The organism is Streptomyces sp. NPDC015139 (genome assembly GCF_043079785.1).
Taxonomy (GTDB): Bacteria; Actinomycetota; Actinomycetes; order Streptomycetales; family Streptomycetaceae; genus Streptomyces; species Streptomyces albidocamelliae.
Genome location: NZ_JBIBUW010000002.1, coordinates 234,175 through 260,731, shown reverse-complemented (window position 1 = coordinate 260,731; position 26,557 = coordinate 234,175). Strand labels below are relative to the sequence as shown.

At 73.7% G+C, this 26,557-nt stretch carries 27 protein-coding genes; 16 read left to right on the top strand and 11 right to left on the bottom strand.

The window, feature by feature from the left end:
• Positions 1 to 113: 113 nt before the first annotated feature.
• Positions 114 to 626 carry an EF-hand domain-containing protein gene (locus ACF08B_RS05650; protein ID WP_392316237.1) on the top strand — a complete coding sequence of 171 codons (513 nt, stop codon included), beginning with the start codon at positions 114 to 116 and terminating at the stop codon, positions 624 to 626.
• Here ACF08B_RS05650 and ACF08B_RS05645 read toward each other — a convergent pair.
• Positions 605 to 2,152 (bottom strand): class I adenylate-forming enzyme family protein, encoded by a 1,548-nt coding sequence (locus tag ACF08B_RS05645; protein WP_392316236.1) that lies wholly within the window; start codon positions 2,150 to 2,152, stop codon positions 605 to 607. The genes ACF08B_RS05650 and ACF08B_RS05645 overlap by 22 nt on opposite strands.
• A 47-nt stretch (positions 2,153 to 2,199) precedes the next feature.
• On the opposite strand from ACF08B_RS05645, the gene ACF08B_RS05640 reads away from it, so the two are divergent.
• The 4 genes from ACF08B_RS05640 (at position 2,200) to ACF08B_RS05625 (ending at position 6,447) form a co-directional block, all read left to right on the top strand.
• Positions 2,200 to 3,396 (top strand): amidohydrolase family protein, encoded by a 1,197-nt coding sequence (locus tag ACF08B_RS05640; protein ID WP_123437112.1) that lies wholly within the window; start codon positions 2,200 to 2,202, stop codon positions 3,394 to 3,396.
• Positions 3,396 to 4,529: an acyl-CoA dehydrogenase family protein gene (locus ACF08B_RS05635; RefSeq protein WP_392316235.1), complete on the top strand. Its 1,134-nt coding sequence runs from the start codon at positions 3,396 to 3,398 to the stop codon at positions 4,527 to 4,529. The genes ACF08B_RS05640 and ACF08B_RS05635 overlap by 1 nt, the downstream gene beginning before the upstream one ends.
• Positions 4,530 to 4,531: 2 nt before the next feature.
• On the top strand, positions 4,532 to 5,419 hold the full coding sequence (locus ACF08B_RS05630) for an acyl-CoA dehydrogenase family protein (RefSeq protein WP_392316234.1): 888 nt from the start codon (positions 4,532 to 4,534) through the stop codon (positions 5,417 to 5,419).
• Positions 5,420 to 5,973: 554 nt separating this feature from the next.
• Positions 5,974 to 6,447, top strand: coding sequence for an ATP-binding protein (locus tag ACF08B_RS05625; RefSeq protein ID WP_392316684.1), 474 nt, complete (start codon positions 5,974 to 5,976; stop codon positions 6,445 to 6,447).
• A gap of 301 nt (positions 6,448 to 6,748) precedes the next feature.
• Here the strand turns inward: ACF08B_RS05625 and ACF08B_RS05620 are convergent, their stop codons facing one another.
• The gene (locus tag ACF08B_RS05620) at positions 6,749 to 7,675 is read right to left on the bottom strand and encodes a cyclase family protein (RefSeq protein ID WP_392316233.1); all 927 of its coding nucleotides are present in this window, start codon (positions 7,673 to 7,675) and stop codon (positions 6,749 to 6,751) included.
• Between the two features lie 86 nt (positions 7,676 to 7,761).
• Here ACF08B_RS05620 and ACF08B_RS05615 point away from each other — a divergent pair, with 86 nt between their 5' ends.
• The 3 genes from ACF08B_RS05615 to ACF08B_RS05605 all read left to right on the top strand — a co-directional run bounded on the left by ACF08B_RS05615 (position 7,762) and on the right by ACF08B_RS05605 (position 10,978).
• Positions 7,762 to 8,673 carry an SDR family NAD(P)-dependent oxidoreductase gene (locus tag ACF08B_RS05615; RefSeq protein ID WP_392316232.1) on the top strand — a complete coding sequence of 304 codons (912 nt, stop codon included), beginning with the start codon at positions 7,762 to 7,764 and terminating at the stop codon, positions 8,671 to 8,673.
• Positions 8,674 to 8,780: 107 nt separating this feature from the next.
• The gene (locus ACF08B_RS05610) at positions 8,781 to 9,929 is read left to right on the top strand and encodes an acyl-CoA dehydrogenase family protein (RefSeq protein ID WP_392316231.1); all 1,149 of its coding nucleotides are present in this window, start codon (positions 8,781 to 8,783) and stop codon (positions 9,927 to 9,929) included.
• Positions 9,929 to 10,978, top strand: a complete 1,050-nt coding sequence (locus ACF08B_RS05605; protein ID WP_392316230.1) for a Zn-dependent alcohol dehydrogenase — start codon at positions 9,929 to 9,931, stop codon at positions 10,976 to 10,978. The genes ACF08B_RS05610 and ACF08B_RS05605 overlap by 1 nt, the downstream gene beginning before the upstream one ends.
• A 19-nt stretch (positions 10,979 to 10,997) precedes the next feature.
• Here ACF08B_RS05605 and ACF08B_RS05600 read toward each other — a convergent pair whose 3' ends face one another.
• Positions 10,998 to 11,996, bottom strand: coding sequence for a GlxA family transcriptional regulator (locus ACF08B_RS05600; protein WP_392316229.1), 999 nt, complete (start codon positions 11,994 to 11,996; stop codon positions 10,998 to 11,000).
• A 71-nt stretch (positions 11,997 to 12,067) separates the two neighbouring features.
• Here ACF08B_RS05600 and ACF08B_RS05595 point away from each other — a divergent pair, with 71 nt between their 5' ends.
• Positions 12,068 to 13,375: an MFS transporter gene (locus ACF08B_RS05595; protein ID WP_392316228.1), complete on the top strand. Its 1,308-nt coding sequence runs from the start codon at positions 12,068 to 12,070 to the stop codon at positions 13,373 to 13,375.
• 14 nt (positions 13,376 to 13,389) lie between these two features.
• Here ACF08B_RS05595 and ACF08B_RS05590 read toward each other — a convergent pair whose 3' ends face one another.
• From ACF08B_RS05590 to ACF08B_RS05575, 4 genes are all read right to left on the bottom strand, one after another.
• On the bottom strand, positions 13,390 to 13,986 hold the full coding sequence (locus tag ACF08B_RS05590; protein ID WP_392316683.1) for a flavin reductase family protein: 597 nt from the start codon (positions 13,984 to 13,986) through the stop codon (positions 13,390 to 13,392).
• A gap of 64 nt (positions 13,987 to 14,050) precedes the next feature.
• The gene (locus ACF08B_RS05585) at positions 14,051 to 14,845 is read right to left on the bottom strand and encodes an enoyl-CoA hydratase/isomerase family protein (protein ID WP_392316227.1); all 795 of its coding nucleotides are present in this window, start codon (positions 14,843 to 14,845) and stop codon (positions 14,051 to 14,053) included.
• A complete protein-coding gene (locus ACF08B_RS05580; RefSeq protein ID WP_392316226.1) occupies positions 14,836 to 17,064 on the bottom strand; it encodes an acetate--CoA ligase family protein in 2,229 nt (742 codons plus the stop codon). Before ACF08B_RS05580 ends, ACF08B_RS05585 begins: the two co-directional genes overlap by 10 nt.
• A gap of 105 nt (positions 17,065 to 17,169) precedes the next feature.
• Positions 17,170 to 18,348 carry a flavin-containing monooxygenase gene (locus tag ACF08B_RS05575; protein ID WP_392316225.1) on the bottom strand — a complete coding sequence of 393 codons (1,179 nt, stop codon included), beginning with the start codon at positions 18,346 to 18,348 and terminating at the stop codon, positions 17,170 to 17,172.
• Between the two features lie 166 nt (positions 18,349 to 18,514).
• Between ACF08B_RS05575 and ACF08B_RS05570 the strand changes: the two genes are divergently transcribed.
• The 4 genes from ACF08B_RS05570 (at position 18,515) to ACF08B_RS05555 (ending at position 20,776) form a co-directional block, all read left to right on the top strand.
• Positions 18,515 to 18,964: a DoxX family protein gene (locus ACF08B_RS05570; protein ID WP_392316224.1), complete on the top strand. Its 450-nt coding sequence runs from the start codon at positions 18,515 to 18,517 to the stop codon at positions 18,962 to 18,964.
• The gene (locus ACF08B_RS05565) at positions 18,964 to 19,371 is read left to right on the top strand and encodes a Zn-ribbon domain-containing OB-fold protein (protein WP_392316223.1); all 408 of its coding nucleotides are present in this window, start codon (positions 18,964 to 18,966) and stop codon (positions 19,369 to 19,371) included. The genes ACF08B_RS05570 and ACF08B_RS05565 overlap by 1 nt, the downstream gene beginning before the upstream one ends.
• 4 nt (positions 19,372 to 19,375) lie before the next feature.
• Positions 19,376 to 20,233 carry a GNAT family N-acetyltransferase gene (locus tag ACF08B_RS05560; protein ID WP_392316222.1) on the top strand — a complete coding sequence of 286 codons (858 nt, stop codon included), beginning with the start codon at positions 19,376 to 19,378 and terminating at the stop codon, positions 20,231 to 20,233.
• A gap of 81 nt (positions 20,234 to 20,314) precedes the next feature.
• On the top strand, positions 20,315 to 20,776 hold the full coding sequence (locus ACF08B_RS05555; protein WP_392316221.1) for an NUDIX hydrolase: 462 nt from the start codon (positions 20,315 to 20,317) through the stop codon (positions 20,774 to 20,776).
• A gap of 25 nt (positions 20,777 to 20,801) precedes the next feature.
• Here the strand turns inward: ACF08B_RS05555 and ACF08B_RS05550 are convergent, their stop codons facing one another.
• Both ACF08B_RS05550 and ACF08B_RS05545 read right to left on the bottom strand, forming a co-directional pair.
• The gene (locus ACF08B_RS05550) at positions 20,802 to 21,470 is read right to left on the bottom strand and encodes a pyridoxal 5'-phosphate synthase (protein WP_392316220.1); all 669 of its coding nucleotides are present in this window, start codon (positions 21,468 to 21,470) and stop codon (positions 20,802 to 20,804) included.
• 120 nt (positions 21,471 to 21,590) lie between these two features.
• A complete protein-coding gene (locus tag ACF08B_RS05545) occupies positions 21,591 to 22,763 on the bottom strand; it encodes an acetyl-CoA acetyltransferase (RefSeq protein WP_392316219.1) in 1,173 nt (390 codons plus the stop codon).
• A 113-nt stretch (positions 22,764 to 22,876) separates the two neighbouring features.
• Here ACF08B_RS05545 and ACF08B_RS05540 point away from each other — a divergent pair, with 113 nt between their 5' ends.
• Together ACF08B_RS05540 and ACF08B_RS05535 are read left to right on the top strand one after the other, a co-directional pair.
• Positions 22,877 to 24,061 (top strand): acyl-CoA dehydrogenase family protein, encoded by a 1,185-nt coding sequence (locus tag ACF08B_RS05540; protein WP_392316218.1) that lies wholly within the window; start codon positions 22,877 to 22,879, stop codon positions 24,059 to 24,061.
• Complete coding sequence (locus ACF08B_RS05535; protein WP_392316217.1) at positions 24,061 to 24,543, top strand: nitroreductase family deazaflavin-dependent oxidoreductase; 483 nt, start codon at positions 24,061 to 24,063, stop codon at positions 24,541 to 24,543. Before ACF08B_RS05540 ends, ACF08B_RS05535 begins: the two co-directional genes overlap by 1 nt.
• A 33-nt stretch (positions 24,544 to 24,576) precedes the next feature.
• Here ACF08B_RS05535 and ACF08B_RS05530 read toward each other — a convergent pair whose 3' ends face one another.
• Entirely contained in the window at positions 24,577 to 25,194 is a 618-nt protein-coding gene (locus ACF08B_RS05530) for a LysE family translocator (RefSeq protein WP_392316216.1), read from the bottom strand.
• An 82-nt stretch (positions 25,195 to 25,276) separates the two neighbouring features.
• Here ACF08B_RS05530 and ACF08B_RS05525 point away from each other — a divergent pair, with 82 nt between their 5' ends.
• Positions 25,277 to 25,729, top strand: coding sequence for an Lrp/AsnC family transcriptional regulator (locus tag ACF08B_RS05525; RefSeq protein WP_073888324.1), 453 nt, complete (start codon positions 25,277 to 25,279; stop codon positions 25,727 to 25,729).
• Positions 25,730 to 25,819: 90 nt separating this feature from the next.
• Here ACF08B_RS05525 and ACF08B_RS05520 read toward each other — a convergent pair whose 3' ends face one another.
• On the bottom strand, positions 25,820 to 26,455 hold the full coding sequence (locus tag ACF08B_RS05520) for a TetR family transcriptional regulator (protein ID WP_073888325.1): 636 nt from the start codon (positions 26,453 to 26,455) through the stop codon (positions 25,820 to 25,822).
• Positions 26,456 to 26,557 lie beyond the last annotated feature (102 nt).

Genomic DNA, 26,557 nt, shown 5'->3' with positions numbered 1-26,557 from the left:
CGGAATTCCCCCGGTCTTGGCACAACCGTCGGTTTCCCGCCGCCCGACGGCCCCCCGCGTCGTACGCTCCCTGGCAGATCACCCCACGCACAGGTAAGGCGGCCCGAACAGACATGGTCAGCTCCGAGTACGAACACAGGATCGCCGCCCGCTTCGCCACCTTCGACCAGGACGGCAACGGCACCATCGACCGCGAGGACTTCAGTGCGGCGGCCAAGGCGCTGCTCACCGAGTTCGGCGTGACGGCCCGCTCCGACAAGGGTCAGGCGCTGTACGCCGGAGCGGAGGCCTTCTGGCAGGGCATGGCCGGCATCGCGGACCGGGACGGCGACCAGCGGATCACCCGTGAGGAGTTCGTCACGGGCGCGGTCAAGCGGCTGCGCGACAACCCCGAGCGCTTCGGCGAGATCGCCCGCCCCTTCCTGCACGCCGCGCTCGCGGTCGCGGACACGGACGACGACGGCCGCCTGTCCGTCGCGGACACCGCGCGCGTGCTGCGCGTGCTGCACGTGCCGGAGGACGTCGCCGGGGTCACCGCCGCCGGGCTCGACACCGACGGCGACGGCAGCGTCGGCGAGCCGGACGTCATCCCGGCGTTCGCCCGCTACTTCACGGTGCCCGAGTAGCGCTCCCGCAGCCGGTACTTGAGCACCTTGCGCAGGGTGTCGTTGCGCGGCAGGGCGGCCACCACCTCCAGCCGCTCCGGCAGCTTGTGCACGGACAGGCCCCGCTCCCGCAGGTGGGAGACGACGTCCGGCAGCGTCAGCCCGGCCGCGCCGGAGCGGAGTTCCACCACGGCGCACACCAGCTCCCCGCGCTCCGCGTCCGGCAGGCCGACCACCGCCGCGTCCCCCACCGACGGATGCGCCGCCAGCAGGTCCTCGATCTCCTTGGCGGAGATGTTCTCGCCCTTGCGGATGATCACGTCCTTCAGCCTGCCGGTGAGCACGAGATGCCCCGAGCCGGTCAGCCGCCCCAGGTCGCCGGTGCGCAGGAAGCCCTCCCCGTCGAAGGCCTCCGCGGTCTGGGCGGGGTCCAGGTAGCCCCGGCAGACGGCCTCGCCGCGCAGCCGCACCTCGCCGTCGACGATCCGGATCTCCATGCCCGCGGGCGGTCGGCCCTCGGTCGTGGCGAGGTTCTCGGGGGTGTCCTCCGGGTCGCCCATGGTGATCATCGGCACCTCGGTCATGCCGTAGCCGTGGGTGAGCTGGACGTCCATCTCGCGCACCACCGAGTGGTACAGCTCGGGCGGCTTGGGGGCGCCGCCGCCCGCGAGGAGCCGCAGCGACGGGATCACCTTCATGCCCGGCCGCTTGCGCTGCTCGGCGAGGAACATGGAGTAGAAGGCGGTGGAGCCGCCGGCCACCGTCACACCGTGCCGCCGGTACTCCGCCAGCGCGTCCGGCAGTGCGAAGTGCTCGAACATCACCGCCGGGAAGCCGTACAGCAGCAGCATCACCGTGTAGTCGGGGCCGGCTATGTGGGCGTAGGGGAAGGCCATCGAGCCGACGTCCGCCCCGGTCAGCCGCAGCGCGTGGGCGAGGCACGAGCCGCCCGCGATCAGGGAGCGGTCGGTGTGCAGCACGCCCTTGGGGTCGGAGGTGGTGCCCGAGGTCCAGTAGATCCAGCGGACCGAGGTGCCGTCGGCCGGCGGGGGCGGGAGGACGGACGGGTCGCCGTCGGGCAGGTCGTCGTACGCCTCGAAGACGCCCTCGGCGCCCAGCCGCCGGGCCATCTGCGTGTGGTCGTGGCCCCGCCACACGCCGGGGACCGCGAAGAACTCCGCCCGTGACGCGCGCAGCGCGAATGCGACCTCGCGGTCCCGGTAGAAGGGGATGACGGGGGACTGCACCGCGCCGAGGCGGGCCAGCGCGAAGGAGAGCAGGGCGGTCTCGATCCGGGTGGGCAGCTGCCAGGCGACCACCGTGCCGGGCCGTACGCCCATCCCGTACAGGCCCGCCGCGACGCGCTCGGCGCGCGTGCGCAGTTCACCGAAGGTCAGCCGGCGCTCGCCCTGGAGGAGAACGGGCAGGCCGGGGGTGAGGGCGGCACGGCGGACGACCAGGTCCCACAGTGTGCGGGCGGAACTCAGGGAGTGCGGGGTCTCGTTCACGTCTGCCCCCTCCTTGGCTGACGACTCGTCAGGTGCCATGCTATCTGACGGACCATCAGATAAGTACCGTCCGGCGGAGGGGACCCATGGCGACCGAACTGCCCCGCATCATCAGCGTCGACGACCACGTGATCGAGCCCGCCCATCTCTTCGAGACCTGGCTGCCCGCCCGGTACCGCGACCGCGGACCCAGGCCGCTGACCGCCGGGATCGGGGAGCTGGCCTACGTCGGCGGGAAGTACCGGATCACCATGGACCCCGAGGGCCAGCAGACGGACTGGTGGATCTACGAGGACCTGAAGTTCCCGTACAAGCGCAACATCGCCGCCGTCGGCTTCGACCGCGACGAGATGACCCTCGAGGGCATCACCCGCGAGCAGATGCGGCGCGGCTGCTGGGACCCGAAGGCGCGCCTCGCGGACATGGACCTCAACCATGTCGAGGCCAGCCTCTGCTTCCCGACCTTCCCGCGCTTCTGCGGCCAGACCTTCGCCGAGGCGCACGACAAGGAGGTCGCCCTCGCCTGCGTCCGCGCCTACAACGACTGGATGGTGGAGGAGTGGTGCGGGGACAGCGGCGGCCGGCTCATCCCGCTGTGCCTGATCCCGCTGTGGGACGTGGACCTGGCCGTCGCGGAGATCCGGCGCAACGCCGCGCGCGGGGTGCGGGCCGTCACCTTCTCCGAGATCCCCACCCACCTCGGACTGCCGTCCATCCACTCCGGGTACTGGGACCCCTTCTTCGCCGTCTGCCAGGACACCGGCACGGTCGTCAACATGCACATCGGCAGCAGCTCGCAGATGCCCGCCGCCTCCCCGGACGCGCCGCCCGCCGTACAGGCCTCGCTCAGCTTCAACAACGCGATGGCCTCGATGATGGACTACCTCTTCAGCGGGGTCCTGGTGAAGTTCCCGCGGCTCACCCTCGCCTACTCGGAGGGGCAGATGGGCTGGGTCCCGTACGCCCTGGAGCGCGCCGACGACGTGTGGGAGGAGCACCGCGCCTGGGGCGGGGTGCGCGATCTCGTCCCCGAGCCGCCGTCGACGTACTACTACCGGCAGATCTACTGCTGCTTCTTCCGCGACAAGCACGGCGTCGCCTCGATCGACGCCGTCGGCCGGGACAACGCCACCTTCGAGACCGACTACCCGCACGTCGACTCGACCTTCCCGCACACCAAGGAGGTCGCCCTCGACCATGTGAAGGGCCTCGACGACGAGACCGTCCACAAGCTGATGCGGGGCAACGCCATCCGCATGCTGGGCCTGGACCTCGACCGCTGATGGACCTCTCCTGCACGCCCGAGGAGGAGGGGTTCCGGGCCCGGCTGCGGGAATGGCTCACCAAGGTGCTGCCCACCCTGCCGGCCGCGCCCACGCCCGACGACTGGCCCGGCCGCCGCGCCTACGACCTCGGCTGGCAGCGGATGCTGTACGACGCCGGGTACGCCGACGTCCACTGGGACGCCTCCCCGACCACCCGGCTGATCTTCCTGGAGGAGACCGAGCGGGCCGGGGCCCCCTACGTCGGTGCCGGGTTCGTCGGACTGCTCCACGCGGGCCCGACCATCGCCGCCGAGGGCACGCCCGCGCAGCGGGAGCGCTGGCTGCCGCCGATCCTGCGCGGCGAGGAGGTGTGGTGCCAGGGGTTCAGCGAACCGGGCGCCGGTTCCGACCTCGCGGCGCTGCGCACCCGGGCGCGGCGGGACGGCGACCACTACGTGGTGACCGGGTCCAAGATCTGGACCTCGCACGCCGAGGTCGCCGACTGGTGCGAACTGCTGGTGCGCACCGACCCGGACGCGCCCCGCCACCGGGGCATCACCTGGCTCGCCCTGCCCATGGACGCCGAGGGCGTCACCGTACGGCCGCTGCGCACGCTCGCCGGGTCGGCGGAGTTCGCCGAGGTGTTCCTCGACGAGGTGCGGGTGCCGGCAGCCAACCGGGTGGGCGCGGAGAACGACGGCTGGCGCGTGACCATGGTGACCCTCTCCTTCGAGCGCGGCACGGCCTTCGTCGGCGAGGTCGTCGCCTGCCGCCGCGTCCTCGACGAACTCGCCCGCGCGGCCCGGCGGAACGGCACCTGGGACGACCCGGCGCTGCGCCGGCGGCTCGGACGGCTCGACGCGGAGTTCCGGGCGCTGTGGCGGCTGACCCAGTGGAAGGTGAGCGAGGCGGAGGCCGGCGGCGGGGTGCCGGGTGTCGGCGGTTCGGTCTTCAAGCTCCGGTACTCGCACGCCCGGCAGGACCTGTACGACACCGCCGCCGACGTGCTCGGTCCGGACTGCCTCGACCTGGACCGCCCGTGGGTCCTCGACCGGCTCTCCTCGCTGTCGTACACCATCGCCGCCGGTACCTCGCAGATCCAGCGCAACATCGTCGCCGAGCGCATCCTCGGCCTGCCCAGGGGGAGATGAGCGTGCGCTTCCGACTCACCGACGACCAGCGGGCGCTGCGGACGGGCGTACGGGACCTGCTGGGACGGCAGTTCGGGCGGGAGGAACTGCGCGCGGCCGTCGACACGCCGGGCCGTGTCGACCGGGAGCTGTGGCGGGCACTGGGGCGGGCGGGCTTCTTCGCGCTGCGGCTGCCGGAGGCGGACGGCGGGGTCGGAGCGGGCCTGCCCGAGGCGGTGCTGGCCTTCGAGGAGGCCGGGCGCGCCCTGCTGCCCGGGCCGCTCGTGGCCACGCACCTCGCGGCCGGGTCGGTACCCGGCGCGGCCACCGGGGAGACGGTCGTGGCCGCCGTGGACGGGGTGCTGGTGGAGTGGCTGGACGCGGCCGACGTCGTACGGGGGGAGGCCGCCGGGGCCGTACCGATGCGGTCGGTCGACCCGCTCACCCCGCTGCACCGGCTGCCCGCGGACGGCGGCCGCGCGTCCGCCGCCGGGGCCCCGGATCCGGTGGCCGCCCTCCTCACCGCGGCCGAGCAGCTGGGCACCGCCACACAGGTGTGCGAGCTGGCCGTGCAACACGCCCGGACGCGAGAGCAGTTCGGGCGGCCGGTCGGGGCCTTCCAGGCCGTCCAGCACCTGTGCGCGGACCTGCTGGTGCGGGCCGAGACCGCGCGGGCGGCCGTCTACGCGGCCGCCGTGACCGCCGATCCCGCCGACATCGCGGCCGCCCGGCTGCTCGCCGACGAGGCCGCCGTACGCGGGGCCCGGGACTGTCTCCAGGTGCACGGCGGGATGGGGTTCACCTGGGAGGCGGACGTCCACCTGCACCTGAAGCGGGCCTGGGTGCGGGCCCGTCGCGGCGGGGGGAGCGTCTGGAGCGAGGAACTCCTCGCGGCGCGGCTCGGAATCTGAGCGGGCGGCGGCGTCCCGGGCGGCGCCACCGGCGAAGCCTTGGCCCAAGATGTCGCGGATCGTGGCACCGCGGAATCACTGAGCGTCGATACCGGGTTGTGTCCTTCCCGGGACTCGTCACGTCCCGGAGTCGGCTGTCCGCTCGGGTACCTTGTGTGGGATGCGAGTGGCTGCGAGCACGAGCCGTGCCGGTGGTGCCCCTGGGGTGGTGCCGGTCAGCGCGGTGCGCGCCGCTGTTCGCGGGGCGGTCGGAGTGCCGGCCGCCGTCTGTTCGACTCCCCGGCACGAGCGTCGCACAGTATGCCCTACGCGTACTCCTTCGCGCTGGAATATGCCCGAAGCGCTTGTTGGGGTGACTGTACGTCAACCATGCTGCCGTGCAAGGGAATCACGGTCCGTGACCCTTGCTCTGGCCCGTTGTCCTGGCCATGCAGAAAATGGCTACGATCGTGGCCCTCGTCGTGCCGATCGCCGCGGTTCGCACCGCGGCGTCCGGCCGGCGTCGGTTCATGTGTCCGCCGGTTCGGATGGTGTGAGCGGTGCAGGTGCTTGAAGTGCAGCTGGAGATCCGGCCCGACCCCGCGGAGGTGGGACGGGCCAGGAAGTGGGCCCGCTCGCGACTCGCCGGGTCGGGCATAGGGGTCGACGAGCCGTTGGCCGAGACTCTGATCCTGCTCGTCTCCGAGCTGGTGACCAACGCCGTGGTGCACACCGGCCGTCCGGCCGTGCTGCGGCTCTCCCTGCCGGTCCCGCTGGCGGAGCCCCCGCCCTCCGCCACGGTCCGGGTGGAGGTGGCCGACAGCAGCTCCCGCGCCCCCGTGCCGCGGTGCGCCGCCGACGACGCGACCGGCGGCCGGGGCCTGGCGCTCGTGGACTGCCTGGCCGATCGCTGGGGCTGGAGCCCGGACGGCGCCGGCAAGAGCATCTGGTGCGAACTGGACCGCTGTTCGGGGCCCCGTCGAAGCGCGGCGATGGCGTACGGGAGCGGCCTGTCCGCCTACGAGGACCTCGCCTTCGAAGCCGTGTAGCCCCCCGGCGCCGGGATGCGCCGGGGGTGCACCCGTGCGCGGGTCTCGTGAACCGGACGTAGGCGACAAATCGCCGTTGCGGCGTTGACTGCCCCTGGCCGACTGATCACGCTGGTGGGCGTCGATTCGCCGCGAGGGGACGGCGAGGGCCGCGGCAGGGCGGTCCTCGCCGAGTGTGGGTCGCACCGGCCGGCGGCGTGCGCGCGACTCCGGGGGGAGACGCGCCGCCGGCCGGGCATGTCGCGTCACGTCCGCGGACGCCGGTGTCCCGGCGCCGGACCCCTCACCCTCGCTCTCACTCTCACAGGATCGCCACCGGTGCCACCGGGGTCCCCGTCGCGCCCACGAACGGCTCGGGCATCGCCGACAGAAGGAACGCGTACCGCCGCTCTTGTCCACAGGCTGTGGACAACTCTTCGAGATTCCAGTTCTGTCCCTGGAGCATCCCCATCTCCACCAGGTCCAGGGCGTGCACCGGCAACCAGAGATTGTCGATCTCGGGAGGAAAGATTTCAAAAGTGAGCGTGTCGTTCGCGACGGCCGCCACGTCGCGCGCGTGGAACCACTCCGGGCAGCGCACCGACAGACCCGGCGACGGATAGCCGTATCCGTGCTTGTCCCCGGCCAGGTACACCTGCACCTGCCCGGTACGGACGAGCACGACGTCCCCGGCCCGGACGCGGACGGCGCCGAACTCCTCCGCCGCCGCCAGGTCCTCCGGCGTGACCGCGTGATCCCCCGCCAGCCGGTCCACGCCCCGTGCGCGGGCCACGTCCAGCAGCACCCCGCGCGAGACGACGTGCCGCACCTTGTCGATGCCGCTGAACTCGGCACCGGCGTGCGCGGTGACCGTGTGCGCCGGACGGCCGTTGTAGAGCCGGCCGGAGTGCGAGACGTGCGTGAGCGCGTCCCAGTGGGTGCCCGCCTGTAGCCCCATGGTCACGACGTCGTCGCTGCACGCCACCGTCCCCGGGCCGAACAGCTCCTGGTTGGTCTGCACCATCGCGTGCAGCGGATTGACCCGGCCCGGGATCATCCCGGTCTGCACGCCGTCCTGCCGCAGCGGCAGTGCGAGCGGGACGCGGCGGCCGGTGCGGACCTCGGCGGCGGCCTGCCGCACCACCTCGTCGGTGACGAGGTTCAGCGTGCCGAGCTCGTCGCCGGCGCCCCAGCGCCCCCAGTTGTTCACCCGCCTCGCGATCTCGTGGAACTCCTCCGGCAGTGCCATCCGGTGCCTCCCCGGGGCTTGTGTCCGCGCGTCCGACGCGCCATAAAATCTAACGGACCGTCAGAAACCGCGGGAAGGGGCCGGACGTGGGGAACTTCTTGGCAGGCAAGGTGGTCGCCGTGACCGGCGCCGGACGCGGCATCGGGCGTGCCGTCGCCCTCGCCGCGGCGGCCGAGGGCGCGAAGGTCGTCGTCAACGACTACGGGGTCGCCGCCGACGGCACCGAACCGGCCAGCGAGGTCGCCGCGGCCGTCGTCAAGGAGATCGAGGCGGCGGGCGGCGAGGCGGTGGCGGTCGCCGACGACATCGCCACCATGGCCGGCGGGCAGCGGGTCGTGGACACGGCCCTGGCCTCCTACGGCCGCCTCGACGGGGTCGTCTGCGTGGCGGGCATCCTGCGCGAGCGGATGTTGTTCAACATGACCGAGGAGGAGTGGGACCCCGTCGTCGCCACCCACCTCAAGGGCACCTTCACCGTCTTCCGGGCGGCCTCCGCCGTGATGCGCGCCCAGAGGTCCGGCACGCTCATCGGATTCACCAGCGGGAACCACCAGGGCTCGGTCTCCCAGGCCAACTACAGCGCGGCCAAGGGCGGGATCATCTCGCTGGTCCGCAGTGCCGCGCTGGGCCTGCACAAGTACGGGGTGACCGCCAACGCGGTGGCCCCGGTGGCGCGTACGAGGATGTCGGCGAACGTGCCGATGGAGCTGGCGGAGATCGGTGAGCCGGAGGACGTCGCCGCTCTCGTGGTCTACCTGCTGTCCGACGGCGCGAAGGAGCACGGCGTCACCGGGCAGGTGTACACGATCGCCGGGCCGAAGATCGCGGTGTGGGCCCAGCCGCGCGAGCTGCGGGCCGCGTTCGCCTCCGGCGGATGGACGCCCGAACGCATCGCGCAGTTCCTGCCCGGCTCCGTGGGGGTGGACCCGATGCCGATGCTCGCGCGGGTGGCCGCGATGGAGGAGGCGGCGCGCAGCGGTACCCGGCCCAACGCCTAGGGCCTGCCGGCACCGTGAGCCGGGCCGGCCCGATCCGAACGACAGGCTCCGGCGCCCGACGCGCTCGCGGCCATCCAGCTCCGGACACTCGACGCAAGGCGGTCCACATGGATTTCGGGTTCAGTCAGGAAGACGAGACGTTCCGCGCCGAGGTCCGGGACTGGCTCGCCGCCCACGCCGGCGCCGGCACGGACCGGCGGACCTGGGAGCGGACCCTCGGCAAGGCCGGCTGGATCGGGCTCGGCTGGCCCGAGCAGGGGTACGGCAACCGCGCCGCCACCCTCACCCAGCAGGTCGCCTGGGCCGAGGAGTACGCCCGGTCGGGGGCGCCGCCGCGCTCGGGGCACATCGGGGAGAACCTGCTCGCGCCCACCCTCCTCCTCCACGGCACCGACGAGCAGAAGGCCCGGTTCCTGCCCCCGGTCGCCGCGGGCGAGGAACTGTGGTGCCAGGGCTACAGCGAACCCGGCGCCGGCTCCGATCTGGCCGGCGTCCGTACCGCGGCCGTACGGGAGGGGCCGCACTACCGGATCACCGGCCAGAAGATCTGGACCTCCCTCGCCCACGAGGCCGACTGGTGCTTCGTGCTCGCCCGCACCGATCCCGGCTCCCGCCGCCATCACGGACTGAGCTTCCTGCTCGTCCCGATGGACCAGCCGGGCCGCGTCGAGGTGCGGCCCATCCGCCAGATGACCGGCACCAGCGAGTTCAACGAGGTCTTCTTCGACGGGGCGCACGCGCGCGCGGAGCACGTCGTCGGGGCGGAGGGGCGGGGCTGGCAGGTCGCGATGAGCCTCCTCGGCTTCGAACGCGGGGTGTCCACCCTGGCCCAGCAGATCGGCTTCGCCGAGGAGCTGGCCAAGGTCGTGGCCACCGCCGCCGAGACCGGGGGCCTCGACGATCCCGTCCTGCGGGAGCGGCTCGTACGGCAGTGGGCCGAGCTGCGCACCATGCGCTGGAACGCGCTGCGCACCCTCGGCGGCTCCGGCGACCCGGGCGCGCCCAGCGTGGCCAAGCTGCTGTGGGCCACCTGGCACCAGCGGCTCGGGGAGCTGGCCGTCCGGGTCCGGGGGGCGACGGCGGCGGCGGGCCCCACCGCCTGGTCGCCGGCCGCGCCGTACGAACTCGACGCGGCGCAGCACCTGTTCCTCTTCTCCCGGGCCGACACCATCTACGGCGGCTCGGACCAGGTCCAGCGCACGATCATCGCCGAGCGGGTGCTCGGTCTGCCCAGAGAGCCCAAGGGGGCCGTGTGATGCGTGGTGTGGTGTTCGACGGCAGCCGGGTCCGCGTGGTCGACGACCTGGCGGTGCGCGAGCCGGGGCCCGGTGAGGTGCTGGTGGCGGTCTCGGCGGCGGGGCTGTGCCACAGCGACCTGTCCGTGGTGGACGGCACCATCCCCTTCCCGGTGCCGGTGGTGCTGGGCCACGAGGGCGCCGGGGTGGTCGAGGCGGTCGGTGCCGGGGTCACGCACGTCGCGCCCGGCGACCACGTGGCGCTGTCCACGCTCGCCAACTGCGGGACGTGCGCGGAGTGCGACCGGGGCCGGCCGACGATGTGCCGGCAGGCGATCGGGCGCCCGGGAAGGCCGTTCACCCGGGGCACGGACCCGGTGTACCAGTTCGCGTCCAACTCGGCCTTCGCCGAGCGCACGGTCGTCAAGGCCGTCCAGGCGGTGCGGATCCCGAAGGACATCCCGCCCGCCTCGGCCGCGCTGATCGGGTGCGGGGTGCTCACGGGGGTGGGCGCGGTGCTGAACCGGGCCCGGGTGGACCGCGGGGACAGCGTCGTCGTCATCGGCACGGGCGGGATCGGGCTCAACGTGCTGCAGGGCGCACGGCTGGCGGGCGCCCTTCGGATCGTGGCCGTGGACGCCAACCCGGCCAAGGAGGAGGCGGCCCGGCGGTTCGGCGCGACCGACTTCCTGACGTCCGTCGAGGGGGTCCGTGAGCTCCTGCCGACGGGTGCCGACCACGCCTTCGAGTGCGTCGGCCGCGTGGAGCTGATCCGTGCCGCCATCGACCTCCTCGACCGGCACGGCCAGGCGGTCCTCCTCGGTGTGCCGCCGGCCACGGCCGAGGCGTCCTTCCTCGTCTCCTCGCTGTACCTGGACAAGTCCGTGCTGGGCTGCCGCTACGGCTCCTCGCGCCCCCAGCGGGACATCGCCCTCTACGCCGACCTGTACCGCGAGGGCCGCCTGCTGCTCGACGAACTGGTGACGGCGACCTACCCGGTGGAGGACTTCGAGAAGGCCCGCGCGGACGCGGAGGCGGGGCGGGTGGCACGGGCGGTGCTCACCTTCTAGGCCGCTTCCCGGACCCGTCCTAGACCGCGTTCACCGCCGCCCGGAACGTGCGCCGGTAAGCCGTCGGGGTCACCCCCAGGGCCTGCTGGAGGTGCTGGCGCATCGACTGGGCCGTGCCGAACCCGGCCTCGTGGGCCACCTGGTCCATCGACAGCTCGGTGGACTCCAGCAGGTGGCGGGCGCGCTCCACCCGTTGCCGGGTGAGCCACTGGCCGGGGCTGACGCCCACCTCCTCGCGGAACCGGCGGGTGAAGGTGCGGACCGACATCGACTCCTGCCCGGCCATGTCGCGCAGCTGGATCGGTTCGTGGAGGCGGCCCAGCGCCCAGGCGCGGGCGGCGGTCGTGGTCGACAGCTGCGGGTCGGGCACCGGGCGCTCGATGTACTGCGCCTGGCCGCCGTCGCGGTGCGGCGGTACGACCGTGCGGCGGGCCACGTCGTTGGCGACGGCGGTGCCGAAGTCGCGGCGCACCATGTGCAGGCACAGGTCGATGCCGGCGGCCACCCCGGCCGAGGTCAGCACGTCCCCGTCGTCGATGAACAGCACGTCCGGGTCGACCCTGATCTTCGGGAACAGCCGCTGGAAGCGCTCGGCGTCGGCCCAGTGCGTGGTCGCCGGGCGGCCGTCCAGGTAGCCGGCGGCCGCGAGGACGTACACGCCGGTGCAGATGGAGGCGAGCCGGGTGCCGGGACGCACGCGGGCCAGGGCCGCGGCCAGCTCGTCGGTCAACCGGCCCTCCTCGAAGACCGGGCCCAGTTCGTAGGAGGCCGGGACGATCACCGTGTCGGCGCTCGCCAGGGCCTCGGGTCCGTGGGGGACGTGCACGGCGAAGTCGGCGTCGGTCTCCACCGGGCCGGGCGGCCGTACCGAGCACGTCACGACGTCGTACAGAAGCCGCCCTCGCCCGTCCGTGGGGCGGCCGAAGATGCGGTGCGGGATGCCCAGCTCGAAGGGCAGCAGCCCGTCCAGGGCGAGGACGGCGACCCGGTGCGGACGGAACTCCTCGTCGACAGTCATGGCCCGATCCTAGCGAACACTGTCCTTCGGGCCACTCGTTGCGCGGGGCCGCGGACCGGAAGCTCTATGACGTGACTCAGACAAGCCCAGCCGCAGCCCCCGTCGAGGTCCCGCCCGCCGGGCGGCCCAGCCGCGTGCACCGCGCCTGGTTCGTCGCCGCCGTCACCTTCGTCACGATCATCGGCGCGGCGGCCTTCCGCTCCCTGCCCGGTCTGCTCATCGACCCGCTGAACGAGGACTTCGGCTGGTCGCGCGGCACGGTCGGCGCGGCCGTCTCCATCAACCTCGCGCTGTACGGCCTCACCGCCCCCTTCGCCGCCGCGCTGATGGACCGCTTCGGCATCCGCCGGGTCGTCGCCGTCGCACTGACCGTGATCGCGGCCGGCTCGGGCCTGACCGTGTGGATGACGGCGGCCTGGCAGCTGTTGCTGTGCTGGGGCCTGATGGTCGGACTCGGCACCGGCGCGATGGCCCTCGCCTTCGCGGCGACCGTCACCAACCGCTGGTTCACCGAGCGGCGCGGGCTGGTCAGCGGCATCCTCACCGCCGCCTCGGCCTCCGGGCAGCTGATCTTCCTGCCGCTGCTGTCCTGGATCGTCGACCGCCACGGCTGGCGCCCCGCGTCCGTCACGGTCGCCCTGGCCGCGCTCGCCGTCGTCCCCTTCGTCTGGCTGCTGCTGCGCGACCATCCGGCCGACGTCGGCCAGAAGCCGTACGGCGCCACGGAGTTCGTGCCCAAGCCGCCTCCGGTCACCGGGGCGGCCCGCCGTACGGTCTCGGTCCTGTCGGGCGCCGTGCGCACCGGCACCTTCTGGCTGCTCGCCGGCACGTTCGCGATCTGCGGGGCGTCCACCAACGGCCTGGTGCAGACCCACTTCGTGCCCGCCGAGCACGACCACGGCATGCCCATCACGACGGCGGCCTCGCTGCTCGCGGTGATCGGGGTGTTCGACGTGGTCGGCACGATCGCCTCCGGCTGGTTCACCGACCGCTACGAACCGCGCCGGCTGCTCGCCGTCTACTACGCCCTGCGCGGCATCTCCCTGGTGTTCCTGCCGATGCTGCTGGGCCCGGCCGTGCATCCGCCGATGCTCTTCTTCATCGTCTTCTACGGCCTCGACTGGGTGGCCACCGTGCCGCCCACCCTCGCCCTGTGCCGTGAGCAGTTCGGCGAGGACAGCGCCATCGTCTTCGGCTGGGTCCTCGCCTCCCACCAGGTGGGAGCGGCGCTCGTCGCCTACCTCGGGGGCGTCGCCCGTGACGTCTTCGGCTCCTACGACCTGGTCTGGTACGCCTCCGGCACCCTGTGCGCGGCGGCGGCCCTGATGTCCCTGGTGATCCGCCGCAGCCCGGCGCCGCGGCTGTCCGTCGCGGCCTGACGCGGGCCGGTGCCTCAGCCGCCGTCCAGCCGGGCGAACCGGCCGCGGTGGAAGAGCAGCGGTTCGCCCGGCCCCTCCGCCCCGAGGGCGTCCACCCGGCCCACGACGATCAGGTGGTCGCCCCCGGTGTGCACGGCGTGCACGGCGCAGTCGATCCAGGCGGCCACGCCGGCGAGCCGGGGGGCGCCGGAGACGGGCGCGGTGTCGTACGCGACCCCCGCGAACTTGTCCGCGCCGCTCACCGCGAAACCGCGGCACAGCTCCTCCTGGCCGGCGCCGAGCACGTTGACGCAGAAGACGCCGGCGCGGGCGATGCGCGGCCAGGTCGTGGACGAGCGGCCCACCATGAAGCAGACGAGGGGCGGTTCGAGGGAGAGGGAGGAGAAGGACTGGCAGGCGAACCCGGCGGGGCCCCCGGAGGCGTCCCCGGCCGGCGCGGTGATCACCGTGACGCCGGACGCGAAGGCCCCCAGCACCCGCCGGAACTCGCCCGGCTCCACGGGCGCCCGCTCGTCCTGACGCACACACCGCAACTCCGGCCGTGGCAACGCCTCCACGGGCCTGGGCCCCAGATACCGGACGGCGGCGGCCGCCGCCCCTGCGTGTCCCATCATCCTTCCATTGAAGCTGACGGCATGTCAGAAAGGAAGGGCGGAACCGGCTCTGAGCGGGACGTCACCGCCCCCGGAACTCCGCCGCCCGGCGTTCCGTGAAGGCCTGGAGGCCCTCGGCGGCGTCCCGGGTGGTCAGGTTGAGTTCCTGGGCGGTGGCCTCCGCGGCGAAGGCGGTGGTGCGGTCGGTGTCGAGGGACGCGTTGACCAGGGCCTTGGTCAGGGCCAGGGTCCGGGTGGGGCCCGTGGCCAGGCGGGCCGCCCACTCGCGCGCCGTCTTCTCCAGCTCGCCGTCCGGGACGACCCGGTTGACGAGGCCGATCCGCTCCGCCTCCGCGGCCGGGACCGCGTCGCCGAGGAACATCAGCTCCTTCGCCCGCTGCGGGCCGATCAGCCGGGGGAGGAGATGGGCGCCGCCGCCGTCCGGGACCAGGCCGCGGCGGACGAACACCTCGATGAAACGGGCCGACTCCGCCGCCAGGACCAGGTCGCAGGCGAAAGCCAGGTGCGCGCCGAGCCCGGCCGCCGTGCCGTTCACGGCCGCCAGCACCGGCTTCTCGCAGTCCAGCACCGACGCGATCAGGCGCTGCGCGCCCAGGCGCAGGGTGCGCGACACGTCCCCGGTGACGCGTTCGCCGGAGACGGACGCACCGCCCCGCAGGTCCGCGCCCGCGCAGAAGCCGCGTCCGGTGCCGGTGAGGACCACCGCCCGGACCTCCGGGTCCGCGGAGGCCGCCGCCAGCAGGTCGACGAGCCGGTCCCGCATCGCGGGCGTGAGCGCGTTGAGGGCTTCGGGGCGGGTCAGCGTGATGTGGGAGACCTGCTCACGGACCTCGTGGGCGACCCCGGTCACCGGCACACCACCAGCGCGTCCAGTGCCACCGCGCCCTGCCCCCGGGGCAGCACCAGCAGCGGGTTGATGTCCAGCTCGGCGATGTGGCCGTCGAGTTCCAGGGCCATGCGCTGCACCCGCAGGACCACCTCCACCAAGGCGTCCCGGTCGGCCGGCGGCCGGCCCCGGACCCCGTCGAGCAGCGCCCGGCACCGCAGCCCGGCGAGCATGTCCCGGGCCTGCTCCTCGCCGAACGGCGGGACCCCGACCGCCGCGTCGCGCAGCACCTCCACCAGCACGCCGCCGAGCCCCACGGTCACCGTCGGCCCGAACAGCTCGTCGTGCGTGACCCCGACGACCATCTCCACGCCCTGCTCCACCATCTGGCACACCAGCACGCCGTCCAGCGCGACGCCCTCGTAGCGGGCGATGTCGGTCAGCTCGCGGTAGGCGTCCCGGACCTGGCTCGCCGAGGTCAGCCCGATCTTCACCAGGCCGAGCTCGGTCTTGTGGGCGATCTGGCCGCCGGAGGCCTTCATCACCACGGGGTAGCCGACCTGCCCGGCGGCGCGGACGGCACCCGCCGCACTGGTCACCAGCTGCTCCCGAGGCACCCGGATGCCGTAGGCGCGCAGCAGCTGCTTGGCCGCGTGCTCGCTGAGCTGCCGGCCCGGTTGCATCAGGGCCTCGGCCTTGCGGAAGGAGGGCGACAGGGTGCGCGGGGCCTCGTCGAAGGGGGAGCGGTAGCCGCTCACGAAGCGATGGTGGTCCAGCCAGGCCCGGACGGCGGACAGGCAGTTGCCGACGGTCCGGAAGGTGGCCACGCGGGAGGAGCCGAGCAGGACCTCCCGGTACGCGGGCTCGGTGCCGACCGGTGAGCCCCACACCACGCACACCAGCTTGTCGGTCTCCTCGGCGGCCTCGACCAGATCCCGTACGAGCCGGTCGCTGAGCGGGGGGAAGGGACCGGTGACGGGGCAGACCAGCACCCCGACCGCGGGGTCGGCGAGGATCGCGTCGATGATCTTCCGGCCGCGCTCGTCGCCGACCGGGTGGCCGCCGTTGTCCACCGGGTTGGCGACGCTCAGGTACTCCGGTATCCACTGGTGCAGTTCGGCCTGCTTGGCCTCGGACAGCCGGGGCAGGCGCAGGCCGGCCGCGGTGGCGAGGTCGGCCACGTGGGCGCCGGTGCCGCCGGAGATGGAGCAGACGGCGACCCCGTCGGCCCGGGGCGTCCGGGCCCGGGCCAGCAGGGCGGCGGTGTCCTGGAGTTCGTCCAGGCCGTCGACGCGGATCACGCCGTACTGCCGCATCGCCGCGTCCACCACGTCGTCGGCGCCGGTCAGCTTGCCGGTGTGGGAGGCGGCCGTAAGGGCCCCGGTCTCGGTCCGGCCCACCTTCACGGCGACCACGGGCACCTTGCGGCGGGCGGCACGGTCCGCCGCCAGCAGGAAGGCGCGGCCGTCCTTCAGCCCCTCGACGTAGGCGGCGATGACGCCGACCTCGGGCTGCTCGGCGAACCAGGAGACGAAGTCCGACGTCTCCAGGTCGGCCTCGTTGCCGGTCGGCGCCCAGTGCGAGAGGCGGATGCCGAGTTCCTGGAGGGCGAAGACGGGCCGGCCCTGGTGCCCGGACTGGGTGATCAGCGCGATGGCGGGTCCCGTCAGGTCCTCCCGGAAGCGCTCGAAGGCGTTGAGGTTGGTGTTCGGGCCGAGCAGCCGCAGTCCCGAGCGGCGCACGGTGTCCGCGAGGAGCCGCTGGGCCTCGGCGCCCGCCTCGCCGGTCTCCGCGAATCCGGAGGCGAAGGCGACCGCGAACCGCACCTTGGCCTCGGCCAGTTCCCCGACCAGCGGGAGGGGGTCGGCGACCAGCAGGACGGCCAGGTCGACCTGCTCGGGCAGCTCGGCGACGGAGGCCACGCAGGGCAGGCCGAACACGGCCTGCCTGCTCGGATGCACCGGATGCACCCGGGCGCCGACCCGCTCGGCCCAGGCCAGCAGCTGCCGGGTGATCCCGGTGTTCGGCCGGCCCTCGGCGTCCGAGGCGCCGACCACGGCGACGGACTCGGGCCGGAAGAACCGCGCGAGATCGGGCACGTCCGCGTACAGCGGGCGTCCGCTGACGTCGAGATCGGCCGGATCGTCGGTACGGCCGTGGACGGCGGGGCCGGGCCGCTGCTCACCGCAGGCGATGACCCGGGCCCGGCGGGAGTCGGTGGTGAGGGTGCCGTGGGTTGATCCAAGCATCGTTCCGCCCGCTCCTGTGAGACAGCCAACAAAACTGACGCATTGTCAGATTACTGAACTGACGACTCGTCAGGAACGGGTCGGAACGGCAAAGTTGTCGCGCGGCTACCTCAGTGTCTTCGCCACCGATTTGGCGATCCGTCCGGCGTCGAGGGCCATCTCCCGGAACATTCCGCTGATGGGGTTGGTGAAACCGGTGAAGTACAGACCGGTGGCCTGTCCCGGTGTGCGCCCGCCGTGCACCACCGGCCTGCCGCGCTCGTCCAGTACGCCCAGGTGCCCGACGAGCCCGTCCAGGGCCCGCGTGTACCCGGTGGCCGCGATCACCGCGTCCGGCGAGAGACGGCTGCCGTCGGCGAGGACCACCTTGCCGTCCTCGAAGGCCTCGACGGCGGCCACGACCTCCACCTTCCCCCGGCGCACGGCGTCGATCAGACCGACGTCCTGGACCGGGATGGCGCCCTGCTTCACCCGGGTGTAGAGGCCGGTGTCCGGGCGGGGCAGCCCCTGGGCGGACAGGTCGGGGGTGCTGATGCGGCCCACCGGGCCCGCGAGCCGGTCGACGAGCCCCACCGGCAGCCGCCGTACCAGCACGCCGGTGTACTGGGCGGCCCACCCGAGGGTCGACCGGCGCAGGATGTGCGGAGCGGTGCGCACCGCCAGCCGCACCCGGGCGGCCCCGCCCTCCGCCAGGTCCACGGCGATCTCGGCGCCGGTGTTGCCGACACCGACGACGAGCACGTCACGGCCGGCGTACGGCTCGGCGTCGCGGTACTCGCCGGCGTGCCGGACGTCGCCGTCGTACCCCTCCCGCCCGGGCCAGTCGGGGATGCGCGGGGTGTGGTTGAAGCCGGTGGCGACGACGACCGCGCTGCCGGTCAGCTCCCGTCCGCCGGAGGCGTGCAGCAGCCAGCCCGTGCCGTCCCCGGTCCGCTCCACGCGGTGCACCTCGACGCCGGTGACGATCTCCAGCTCGTGGTGCTCGGCGTACTTCTCCAGGTACCGCACCACGTTGTCGCGGGAGACCCAGCGCCCGAACCGGCGGGGCATCGCCAGGCCCGGCAGTCCGGACAGCCGGCGGGTGGTGTGCAGATGGAGCCGGTCGTAGTGCCCGCGCCAGGAGGCGCCCACCCGGTCGGCCTTCTCCAGCACCACCGCCCGTATGCCCCGGGCCCGCAGCGCGTACGCGGCGGCCAGGCCGCCCGGACCGGCGCCTATGACGTAGACCGGGCGGTCCGCCGGGGTCGGGGAGAGGTGTGCGGGAGCGGGACGGGAGGCTGCCATGAGCGGGAGCGTAATCACACGTCCGCTTGATGGGTCTCGGTCAAGACCGGAATTGGTTGCGGATTGATCACGTGTGTGGAGATGTGACCGCCGCTCGTGACGCAGCCCACACGAACCCCCGGCGGAGGACTCGGCAAGGTGACCCACCTGACGTACCGTCAGATCCATGGACTCGATATGGCTGGACGGCGCTCAGTGGCTGGCGGTGCTGCGTATCGGCCTCGGCCTGTGGTGGCTGGAGAGCTGGCGGCACAAGGACAAGAAGGCCTGGTTCGAGCGCGGGAGCGGGATCGCCTGGGCGGCGGACGTGGCGGCGAAGCACCGGTGGGCCCCGGTCCGGGCGGGCTTCGACACGGTGGTCAAGCCGTACCCGAAACTCATGGCGTACGTCGTGGCCTACGCCGAACTGTCCCTCGGCCTCGGACTGATCGCCGGATTCCTGACGCCCGTCGCCCTGCTCGGCGGCCTGCTGCTGAACGCGATCTACTTCGTCCTCATGATCCACGACTGGGCGGAGCAGGGCCAGAACTCGATGATGGCGCTGATCTCCCTGGCCGGCTTCTTCGGGATGGCCTGGCAGACCTGGTCGGTGGACGCCTGGCTGGGCTGGTTCTGATGGGGGCGGCGCGCTACGACCTTCCCGAACCCGACGCCTTCACGCGCCCCTACTGGGCGGCGGCGGCCGAGGGCCGGCTGCTGATCCGGCGCTGCGCGGAGTGCGGCCGGGCCCACCACTACCCCCGCGAGTTCTGCCCGTACTGCTGGAGCGAGGAGGTCGGATGGGAGGAGGCGAGCGGCCGGGCCACCCTCTACACCTGGTCCACGGTCCACCGCAACGACCTGCCTCCCTTCGGCGAACGCACCCCGTACACGGCGGCCGTGGTCGACCTGGCGGAGGGGCCGAGGATGATGACGCAGGTGGTGGCGTGCGCCGAGGCGGAACTGGCGGCCGGAATGCCGCTGCGGGTGGCGTTCCGCGAGGGAAATCCGGTGTTCGGCCCGGAGGGGGAGAGCCGATCATGACCGGATGCACCCCGACGACTGGCACCTGACCGAAGACCTGGACGAACTCCTCGACCGCGCGGGCGACTTCCTGCGCTCCGAACCGGCCCTGCACACGGTTCCGCTGACGGTGACGGACGCGCTCCGCCGCCGCGGCCCGCACGTCTACGGCGGCGAACCGCCCCTGTTCGGCGTGCTGGAGACGGCGGGCGGGGTCCGGGCCGTGCTGCTGCACACACCGCCCTTCCCCCTCCACGTCACCCCGCTCACCCCGGACGGGGCCGGCGCCCTGGCGGCGCGGCTGGCGGACACCGGGCACCCGGTGCCGGGGGTCTGCGGTGAACGGGAGACGGCGGCGGCCCTCGCGGCGGCCTGGCGGCGGCGCACCGGCGCGGAGGCTGCCGTCCACCAGCGGCAACGGCTGTACCGGCTGGCCGGGCTGACCTTGCCCGGACCGGAGCCGGAAGGCCGGGCGCGGATCGCGGGCCCGGGCGACCGTGACCTGCTGATCCGCTGGTACGGGGAGTTCACAAAGGCGGTGGGAGCGGAGCCCCAGGACCCCGCCGAATGGGCCGACGCCCGTATCGCCCGCGGTGGGGCCACCCTGTGGGAGACGCCGGACGGCACCCCGGTCTCGATGGCCGGAGCGACCCCGGAGATCGCCGGCCAGGTCCGGGTAGCCCCCGTCTACACCCCGGCCGCCCTGCGCGGACGCGGCTACGCGGGCGCGGTCACGGCGGAGGTGAGCCGGGCCGCGCGGGACTCCGGCGTACCGGAGATCCTCCTCTACACGGACCTGGCCAACCCGACGAGCAACGCCCTCTACCAGCGGATCGGGTACCGGCCGGTCGCGGACTTCGCGGTGTGGCGGTTCGGCGGCTGAGGCCGCCGGCGGAGGCGGCCTCGCGCCGGGTTCACGCGGGCGGTCTCGGCAGCGGGCCGCGGAGCGCATGGCGTCGGGCCGGTGGAGACTTCACACCGGCCCGCCGCACGGGTCATCTGCCTGGACCCCGCCGACCGCCTGCTGCTCCTGCGCTGGCGCGACCCGTTCGACGGGTCGTGGCTCTGGGAGCCACCCGGCGGCGGCATCGAACCCGGCGAGACCCCGCTGGAGGCGGCGCGGCGCGAGCTGGCCGAGGAGACCGGACTCGACCCGGCCGCGGTCCTCGACCATTCGGTGCCGGTCGACCGGGACCTGTGGTGGAACGGCGGACGGCACGTCGGGACGGAGCGGTTCTTCGTCGCGCGGTTCGGCACGGAACGGCCTCCGCTCGTGCGGACCGGCCTGCTCCCCGACGAGCGGGCGAACCTGGACACCCACGCCTGGGTCGCGTGGTCCGAGCTGGGCCGGCTGCCGGACCCCGTCGAGCCGCCCCGGCTGACGGCCGTACTGCGCGCCCTGGTGCCGGACGGGCCCTGGAGCTAGCCGGAACCCGCCCGCGTCGGCCGGCTCACGGCCACAGCAGCCCCCTGCTCCAGCCGAACCCGGTGCTCCGGTACTCCAGCCGTACGTGCCGCCTGTCCGCGTCGCCCTGGAAGAACTCCACCGTCTCGGGGCGCAGCCGGTACAGGGTCCAGGTGGGGGAGGGCTCCGACGGGTTCTCGCGGGCCTTCTCCCAGGCCGCCTCCGACGCCCGGCCCAGCTCCTCCAGCGAGTCCAGCTCCTCGCTCTGCCGGCCGGTGAGCGCGGCGGCCAGCGCCCCCGTGGTCCGTGCGTGCAGATCGGCCTGGCTCTCCTCGGACGGCGCCGCGGTGACCGCCCCCCGCACCCGCACCTGGCGCCCGAGCACCGGCCAGTAGAAGGCCAGGGCGGCGTCCGGGTGGGCGCGCAGGGCCCGGCCCTTGCGGCTGGTGGCGTGCGTGGCGAAGGACCAGCCGTCGACGTCCGCGCCGTGCAGCATCACGATCCGGACGTCCGGCTTCCCGTCCTCGTCCACCGTCGCCAGCGACATCGTGTGCGGCTCGGGCTGCCCCGCCGCGACCGCCTCCGCGAACCAGTGCGTGAACAACGTCAGCGGTGTGGGAGGAGCGGTGGCCGGGTCGAAGGGCCGCAGCTGCGTCGTCCCGGGGGCCCAGACCCGCTGCGACCGGAGCAGTTCGTGGAGATCCTGTTGTGCCATGGGGCGAGTATCGCCCGGCGGGGCGGCCACGATCGGCCGGGGCGCGCACGGCCCCGGCCACCCGTGCGGGGGACCCCGGCCGCCCGGCCGGCGGGGGCCGGGCGGTCGCCGAGGGCCCGCTCACTCCCGGCCCAGCACCACCGTCCCCGAGGAGCAGAACCAGCCTCCCGTCCCCGACGCCACCCCGAGCCGCGGCGGCATCCCGTCCCGCGTGCGCACCTGCCGCTCGCCGGCCTCCCCGCGCAGCTGCCGTACCGCCTCCACCAGCAGGAAGAGTCCCCGCATACCGGGATGCTGGGCCGAGAGCCCGCCCCCGTCCGTGTTCACCGGCAGGTCCCCGCCCCGCACCAGCAGGCGGCCCTTCTCGACGAACGCCCCGCCCTCGCCCTTGGCGCAGAAGCCCAGGTCCTCCAGGGTCACCAGGGTCATGTAGGTGAAGGCGTCGTAGATCTCGGCGAAGTCGATCTCGGACGGGCGGACACCGGCGCGCTCGAAGGCCAGGGCGCCGCTCACCGCGGCCGGGGAGACGGTGAAGTCCGGCCACTCGGACATGGTGGCGTGGGAGACGTGCTCGCCGGTGCCGAGGACCCAGACGGGGGCCGTACGGCAGTCCCGCACGTACTCCTCGGCCGCCAGCAGCACCGCCGCGCCGCCGTCCGACCGCAGACAGCAGTGCAGCCTGGTGAAGGGGTCGGCGATCAGCGGGCCCGCCGCCACCTCGTCGACGGTGACCGGGTCCCGGAACATCGCCTCCGGGTTCAGGGCGGCGTTCGCCCGTGCCTGCACCGCGACCTGCGCCAGCTGCTCGATCGTCGTGCCGTACTCGATCATGTGGCGCCGGGCCGCCATCGCGTACTTGGCGATCAGGGTGTGGCCGTAGGGCACCTCGAACTGCAGCGGGCCGCGGGCGCCGAAGGACAGGTCGCCCGTTCTGCGGCCCGCCCTGATGTCCGCCCGCGCCGTCGAGCCGTAGACCAGCAGGACGGCGTTCGCGTGGCCCGCCGCTATCGCGTCCGCCGCGTGGGCCGCCATGACCTCCCAGGTCGAGCCGCCGACGGAGGTGGAGTCCACCCAGGTGGGCCGCAGACCCAGGTACTCGGCGACCTCCACCGGGGCCAGCGTGCCCAGGCCCGCCGAGGCGAAGCCGTCCACCCGGGCGCGGTCCAGCCCGGCGTCCGCCAGGGCGCGGCGGGCCGCCTGGGCGTGCAGGGAGTACGGGGTCGCGTCGTCCACGCGGCCGCAGTCGGCGAGGGCCGCACCCACCACGGCGACTTTCCTGGTCCCTGGCGTCATAAATCTGACGGTACATCAGATACCGGTGCGGGCGGCAGGGTCCGGTCTCTGGGCATCCCCGCCGTGGCGACCTAATATGACGCACCGTCAGACACGGTCCGGAGGGATCAGCCATGGACACGCGCCTCACCGCAGAGCAGGACGAGATCCGCCGAACCCTGCGCGAGCTGCTGCACCGACGCTGCGGCCCGCGGGAGCTGCGGACGGCCGTGGACACCCCGGACGGGTACGACCCCCTCCTGTGGTCGGCCCTCGCCGACCGGCTCGGCCTGCCGGGCCTCGCCCTGCCCGAGCGGTACGGCGGCGTCGGCTGCTCGGTCACCGAACTGGCCCTCGCCTGCGAGGAGACGGGACGCGCCCTCGCCCCCTCGCCGCTGCTCGCCACGTCCGTCCTCGCCGCCCCGCTGATCCTCGCCCTGGGCACGGAGGCCCAGCGGGCCGGCCTGCTGCCCCGGCTCGCCGCGGGCGGCCTCACCGCCGCCCTCGCCGTCCCGGGCCCCGACCTCGCCACCGCCCTCGCCCTGACCGGCCGGAACGACGGGTACCGCGCGGGCGGGGGACGGGCCGGCGGGGTGCAGGCCCGGCGGACCCCCGACGGGTGGACCCTGTACGGACAGGCCGACCAGGTGCTGGACGGGCACAGTGCCGGACTGCTGCTGGTCGCCGCGCACACCGGCGGCTTCGCCCGGTCCCGGACGCGGCTGTTCCTGGTGGCCGGGGACGCCGCGGGACTCGTACGGACCCGGCAGACCGCCCTGGACGCCACCCGGCCGCAGGGGCAGGTGCAACTGCGCGATGTGACCGCCGAGTTGCTGGGCGACGACGACGCCGGCGTCCTGCCGGCGCTCGCCGCGCTCGGGGACACGGTCGCCGCCGTGCTCGCCGCCGAGGCCGCCGGAGCGGCCGGCCGGGCCCTGGAACGGACCGTCGAGTACGTCGGCCAGCGGGTGCAGTTCGGGCGGCCGGTCGGCTCCTTCCAGGCGGTCAAGCACCGGCTGGCGGACGTGTACGTGGCGGTGCAGGCCGCCCGGTCGGCCGCCTGCTACGCCGCCTGGGCCGCCGCCCACGGCGAGGAGGTGGGCCGGCTCGCGCTCGCGCAGGCGCTGGAGGCGCTGCAGGCGGCCGCCGCCGAGGGCATCCAGCTGCACGGCGGGATCGGGTTCACGTGGGAGCACGACGCCCACCTGTACTTCAAACGGGCGGCCGGCGACGAGCTGCTCTTCGGGCCGGTGCACCGGCTGCGCGACCGGGCCGCCGAGACCGCCGGGCTCTTCGCGCACGGGGAGGCGGCGGTCTGATGGCCCGCGCCGCCGGCGTCCGGCTCGTGCAGAAGGTGTCGTCCACCCGGCTGTTCGCCAGGGTCGCCCCGCAGGTGATCCCGGCCCTGGACCGCGGGGTGCACCGGCTCACCCGGGGGCGGGTGCTGCTCAGCGCCCAGCTGCTGCCCGGCGTGATCCTGACCTCCACCGGCGCCCGCAGCGGGCTGCCCCGCCGGACCCCGCTCGCGTGCATGCCGCAGGAGGACGGCCGCGGCTGGCTCCTCGCGGGCTCCAACTTCGGCCGGACCGGCCACCCCGCCTGGACCCACAACCTCCTCGCCCACCCGGACGCCTCGATCAGCGTCGAGGGGCGGGACGTCCCGGTCACCGCCCGGCTGCTCACGGGGGAGGAGCGCGCCGCGGCCTGGCGGGCCCTGCTGGTGTTCTGGCCGCCGTACGCCACCTACCAGGCCCGGGTGACCAGGGAGATCCGGCTCTTCCGGCTCACCGCGGCTCCCTGAGGGGCGGGACGGCGCTCCCGGCCGGACGCGCGGCTAGAGCGTCGCCAGCCGCTCCACCAGCAGGAACGCGCCGATTCCCAGCATTGCCGCGCCCGAGGTGCGGGTCACCGCTCGGGCCGCCGCCGGGCGGGCGGACAGCAGGGCGCGGGCGAGGACGCCGACGGCGAGGTAGACGGCCGCGCAGCACGCCATGTGCAGCAGGCCCAGCGCCGCGGTCTGCGCGGCCACGGGGAGATGCGTGCCGTCGAGGGTGAGGAACTGCGGGAGCACGGAGAGGTAGAGCAGCAGGCCCTTGGGGTTCGCGCCGCTGATCGTCGCACCGCGGAGGAAGAGCCGGCCGGCGGGCGCGGGCGCGTCCGCCGCCCCGGGGACGGCCGGGCGGCGCAGCACCGACCAGCCCAGCCACAGCAGGTACCCCGCTCCCGCCACCGTCAGGGCCGTCAGCAGCCGCGGCGAGCCCGCCACCAGCACCGCCAGGCCCGCCGTCGCCAGGACGGTGTGCAGGGCGTATCCGCAGACCAGGCCCGCCACCGCGCGCGTCACCGAGCTGCCGCGCAGGGCGGTCGCGATGACGTACGCCCAGTCGGCGCCCGGTACGCACACCAGCAGCAGGTCGACGGCGAGGAAGGAGAAGAGCAGTCCCGAGTCCATGCTGGGGACATTAGGCGCGATTGGCCCGAAAGTGTTCCTGAAGTTTGCCCATGATCGCGGAAACTGGGCAAATATCTGTCTCATGGACGACGTGGACCGCAAAATCCTTGCCGAGCTGCAGCAGGACGGGCGGCTGACCGTGACCGAGCTGGCCGCCCGCGTGCGCCTGAGCGTCTCGCCCTGTCACCGGCGGCTGCGCGAGCTGGAGCGCTCCGGAGCCATCCAGGGATACCGGGCGGTCGTGGACGCGGCGGCGCTCGGGCTGACCTTCGAGGCGCTGGTCTTCGTGTCCATGCGGCAGGAGGACCGCGACACGGTCGCCGAGTTCGAGCGGGCCGTCAGCGAACTGGATCATGTGCTGGACGCCCAGCGGCTGTTCGGCGAACCCGACTACCTGCTCCGGGTCGCCACCGCCGACCTCGCGGCCTTCCAGCGGCTGTACGACGAGCGGCTCGCGACCCTGCCGGGGGTGCAGCGCCTGACGTCGACCCTGGTGATGAAGCACGTGGTCCAGGACCGGCCGCTGCCCGCCTGACGCCCCCGGCAGCACGGCGGGCGGCGGCTCACGTCATGTGAACCACCGCCCGCGAGACAGGACTCGGCGCCGGAAAAAGAAAGGGGTGCGCTACCGCGTGGGCTTCTTGCCCGTCACGCCCAGGTGCACCAACAGTGCCAGGTTCGGCTTGAGTTCGGCCTGCTTCACGCCCCAGGACGAGAAGCCCTTCTGGTGGGACGCCACCGCCGCGAGCATCGCGACCAGCGAGCCGGCCACCGCCGCCGGGTTCACGTCCTTGTCGACCCTGCCCTTGGCCTGCAGCTCCGTGATGGAGTCCGCGAGGGAGTTGTTGACCGAGTTCAGGATCTTCATGCGGAGCTTGTAGAACCGTTTGTCCCCCTCGGCCGCGCCGAGGTCGACCACGCGCAGGATCGCGTCGTTCTTCCGCCAGAACTCCAGGAAGCCGTCCACGAGTTCCTGCGCGGTCGCCCACCCCGCCTTGCCGGCCCAGGTGCGCCCTTCGAGCAGTTCGGTCAACCCGGCGCCCTCGGCCGCCATTTGCTCGGCGATCTCCAGGACGGCGCCTTCGACGTCCGGGAAGTACTGGTAGAAGGTCGCGGGTGAAGTCCCCGCCTTCCGGGCGACATCGATGACCTTGACGTCCCGGTAGGGGGAGGAGCTGAGCATCTCGCTGAGGCAGTCGAGCAGCTTCTGCCGGGTCGCCTGCCCACGCCGGCCGGCCACGCGGCCGTCGACGGTACGCACTTGTCCTGTCATGCCGTCAGCTTACCGAGGGGTGATCGGAGCGCGATTCGGCCGACTGCAAATGGGGTGCACGGGTGCTCTGGGGGTGGTGTGCCTGGTCTG

Bases quoted from the DNA above. Each gene is read 5' to 3' on its own strand.
- ACF08B_RS05650 (WP_392316237.1), top strand. From the start codon at position 114: ATGGTCAGCTCCGAGTACGAACACAGGATCGCCGCCCGCTTCGCCACC.
- ACF08B_RS05645 (WP_392316236.1), bottom strand. From the start codon at position 2,152: ATGGCACCTGACGAGTCGTCAGCCAAGGAGGGGGCAGACGTGAACGAG.
- ACF08B_RS05640 (WP_123437112.1), top strand. From the start codon at position 2,200: ATGGCGACCGAACTGCCCCGCATCATCAGCGTCGACGACCACGTGATC.
- ACF08B_RS05635 (WP_392316235.1), top strand. From the start codon at position 3,396: ATGGACCTCTCCTGCACGCCCGAGGAGGAGGGGTTCCGGGCCCGGCTG.
- ACF08B_RS05620 (WP_392316233.1), bottom strand. From the start codon at position 7,675: ATGGCACTGCCGGAGGAGTTCCACGAGATCGCGAGGCGGGTGAACAAC.
- ACF08B_RS05610 (WP_392316231.1), top strand. From the start codon at position 8,781: ATGGATTTCGGGTTCAGTCAGGAAGACGAGACGTTCCGCGCCGAGGTC.
- ACF08B_RS05605 (WP_392316230.1), top strand. From the start codon at position 9,929: ATGCGTGGTGTGGTGTTCGACGGCAGCCGGGTCCGCGTGGTCGACGAC.
- ACF08B_RS05600 (WP_392316229.1), bottom strand. From the start codon at position 11,996: ATGACTGTCGACGAGGAGTTCCGTCCGCACCGGGTCGCCGTCCTCGCC.
- ACF08B_RS05590 (WP_392316683.1), bottom strand. From the start codon at position 13,986: ATGGGACACGCAGGGGCGGCGGCCGCCGCCGTCCGGTATCTGGGGCCC.
- ACF08B_RS05580 (WP_392316226.1), bottom strand. From the start codon at position 17,064: ATGCTTGGATCAACCCACGGCACCCTCACCACCGACTCCCGCCGGGCC.
- ACF08B_RS05575 (WP_392316225.1), bottom strand. From the start codon at position 18,348: ATGGCAGCCTCCCGTCCCGCTCCCGCACACCTCTCCCCGACCCCGGCG.
- ACF08B_RS05570 (WP_392316224.1), top strand. From the start codon at position 18,515: ATGGACTCGATATGGCTGGACGGCGCTCAGTGGCTGGCGGTGCTGCGT.
- ACF08B_RS05565 (WP_392316223.1), top strand. From the start codon at position 18,964: ATGGGGGCGGCGCGCTACGACCTTCCCGAACCCGACGCCTTCACGCGC.
- ACF08B_RS05560 (WP_392316222.1), top strand. From the start codon at position 19,376: ATGCACCCCGACGACTGGCACCTGACCGAAGACCTGGACGAACTCCTC.
- ACF08B_RS05550 (WP_392316220.1), bottom strand. From the start codon at position 21,470: ATGGCACAACAGGATCTCCACGAACTGCTCCGGTCGCAGCGGGTCTGG.
- ACF08B_RS05545 (WP_392316219.1), bottom strand. From the start codon at position 22,763: ATGACGCCAGGGACCAGGAAAGTCGCCGTGGTGGGTGCGGCCCTCGCC.
- ACF08B_RS05540 (WP_392316218.1), top strand. From the start codon at position 22,877: ATGGACACGCGCCTCACCGCAGAGCAGGACGAGATCCGCCGAACCCTG.
- ACF08B_RS05535 (WP_392316217.1), top strand. From the start codon at position 24,061: ATGGCCCGCGCCGCCGGCGTCCGGCTCGTGCAGAAGGTGTCGTCCACC.
- ACF08B_RS05530 (WP_392316216.1), bottom strand. From the start codon at position 25,194: ATGGACTCGGGACTGCTCTTCTCCTTCCTCGCCGTCGACCTGCTGCTG.
- ACF08B_RS05525 (WP_073888324.1), top strand. From the start codon at position 25,277: ATGGACGACGTGGACCGCAAAATCCTTGCCGAGCTGCAGCAGGACGGG.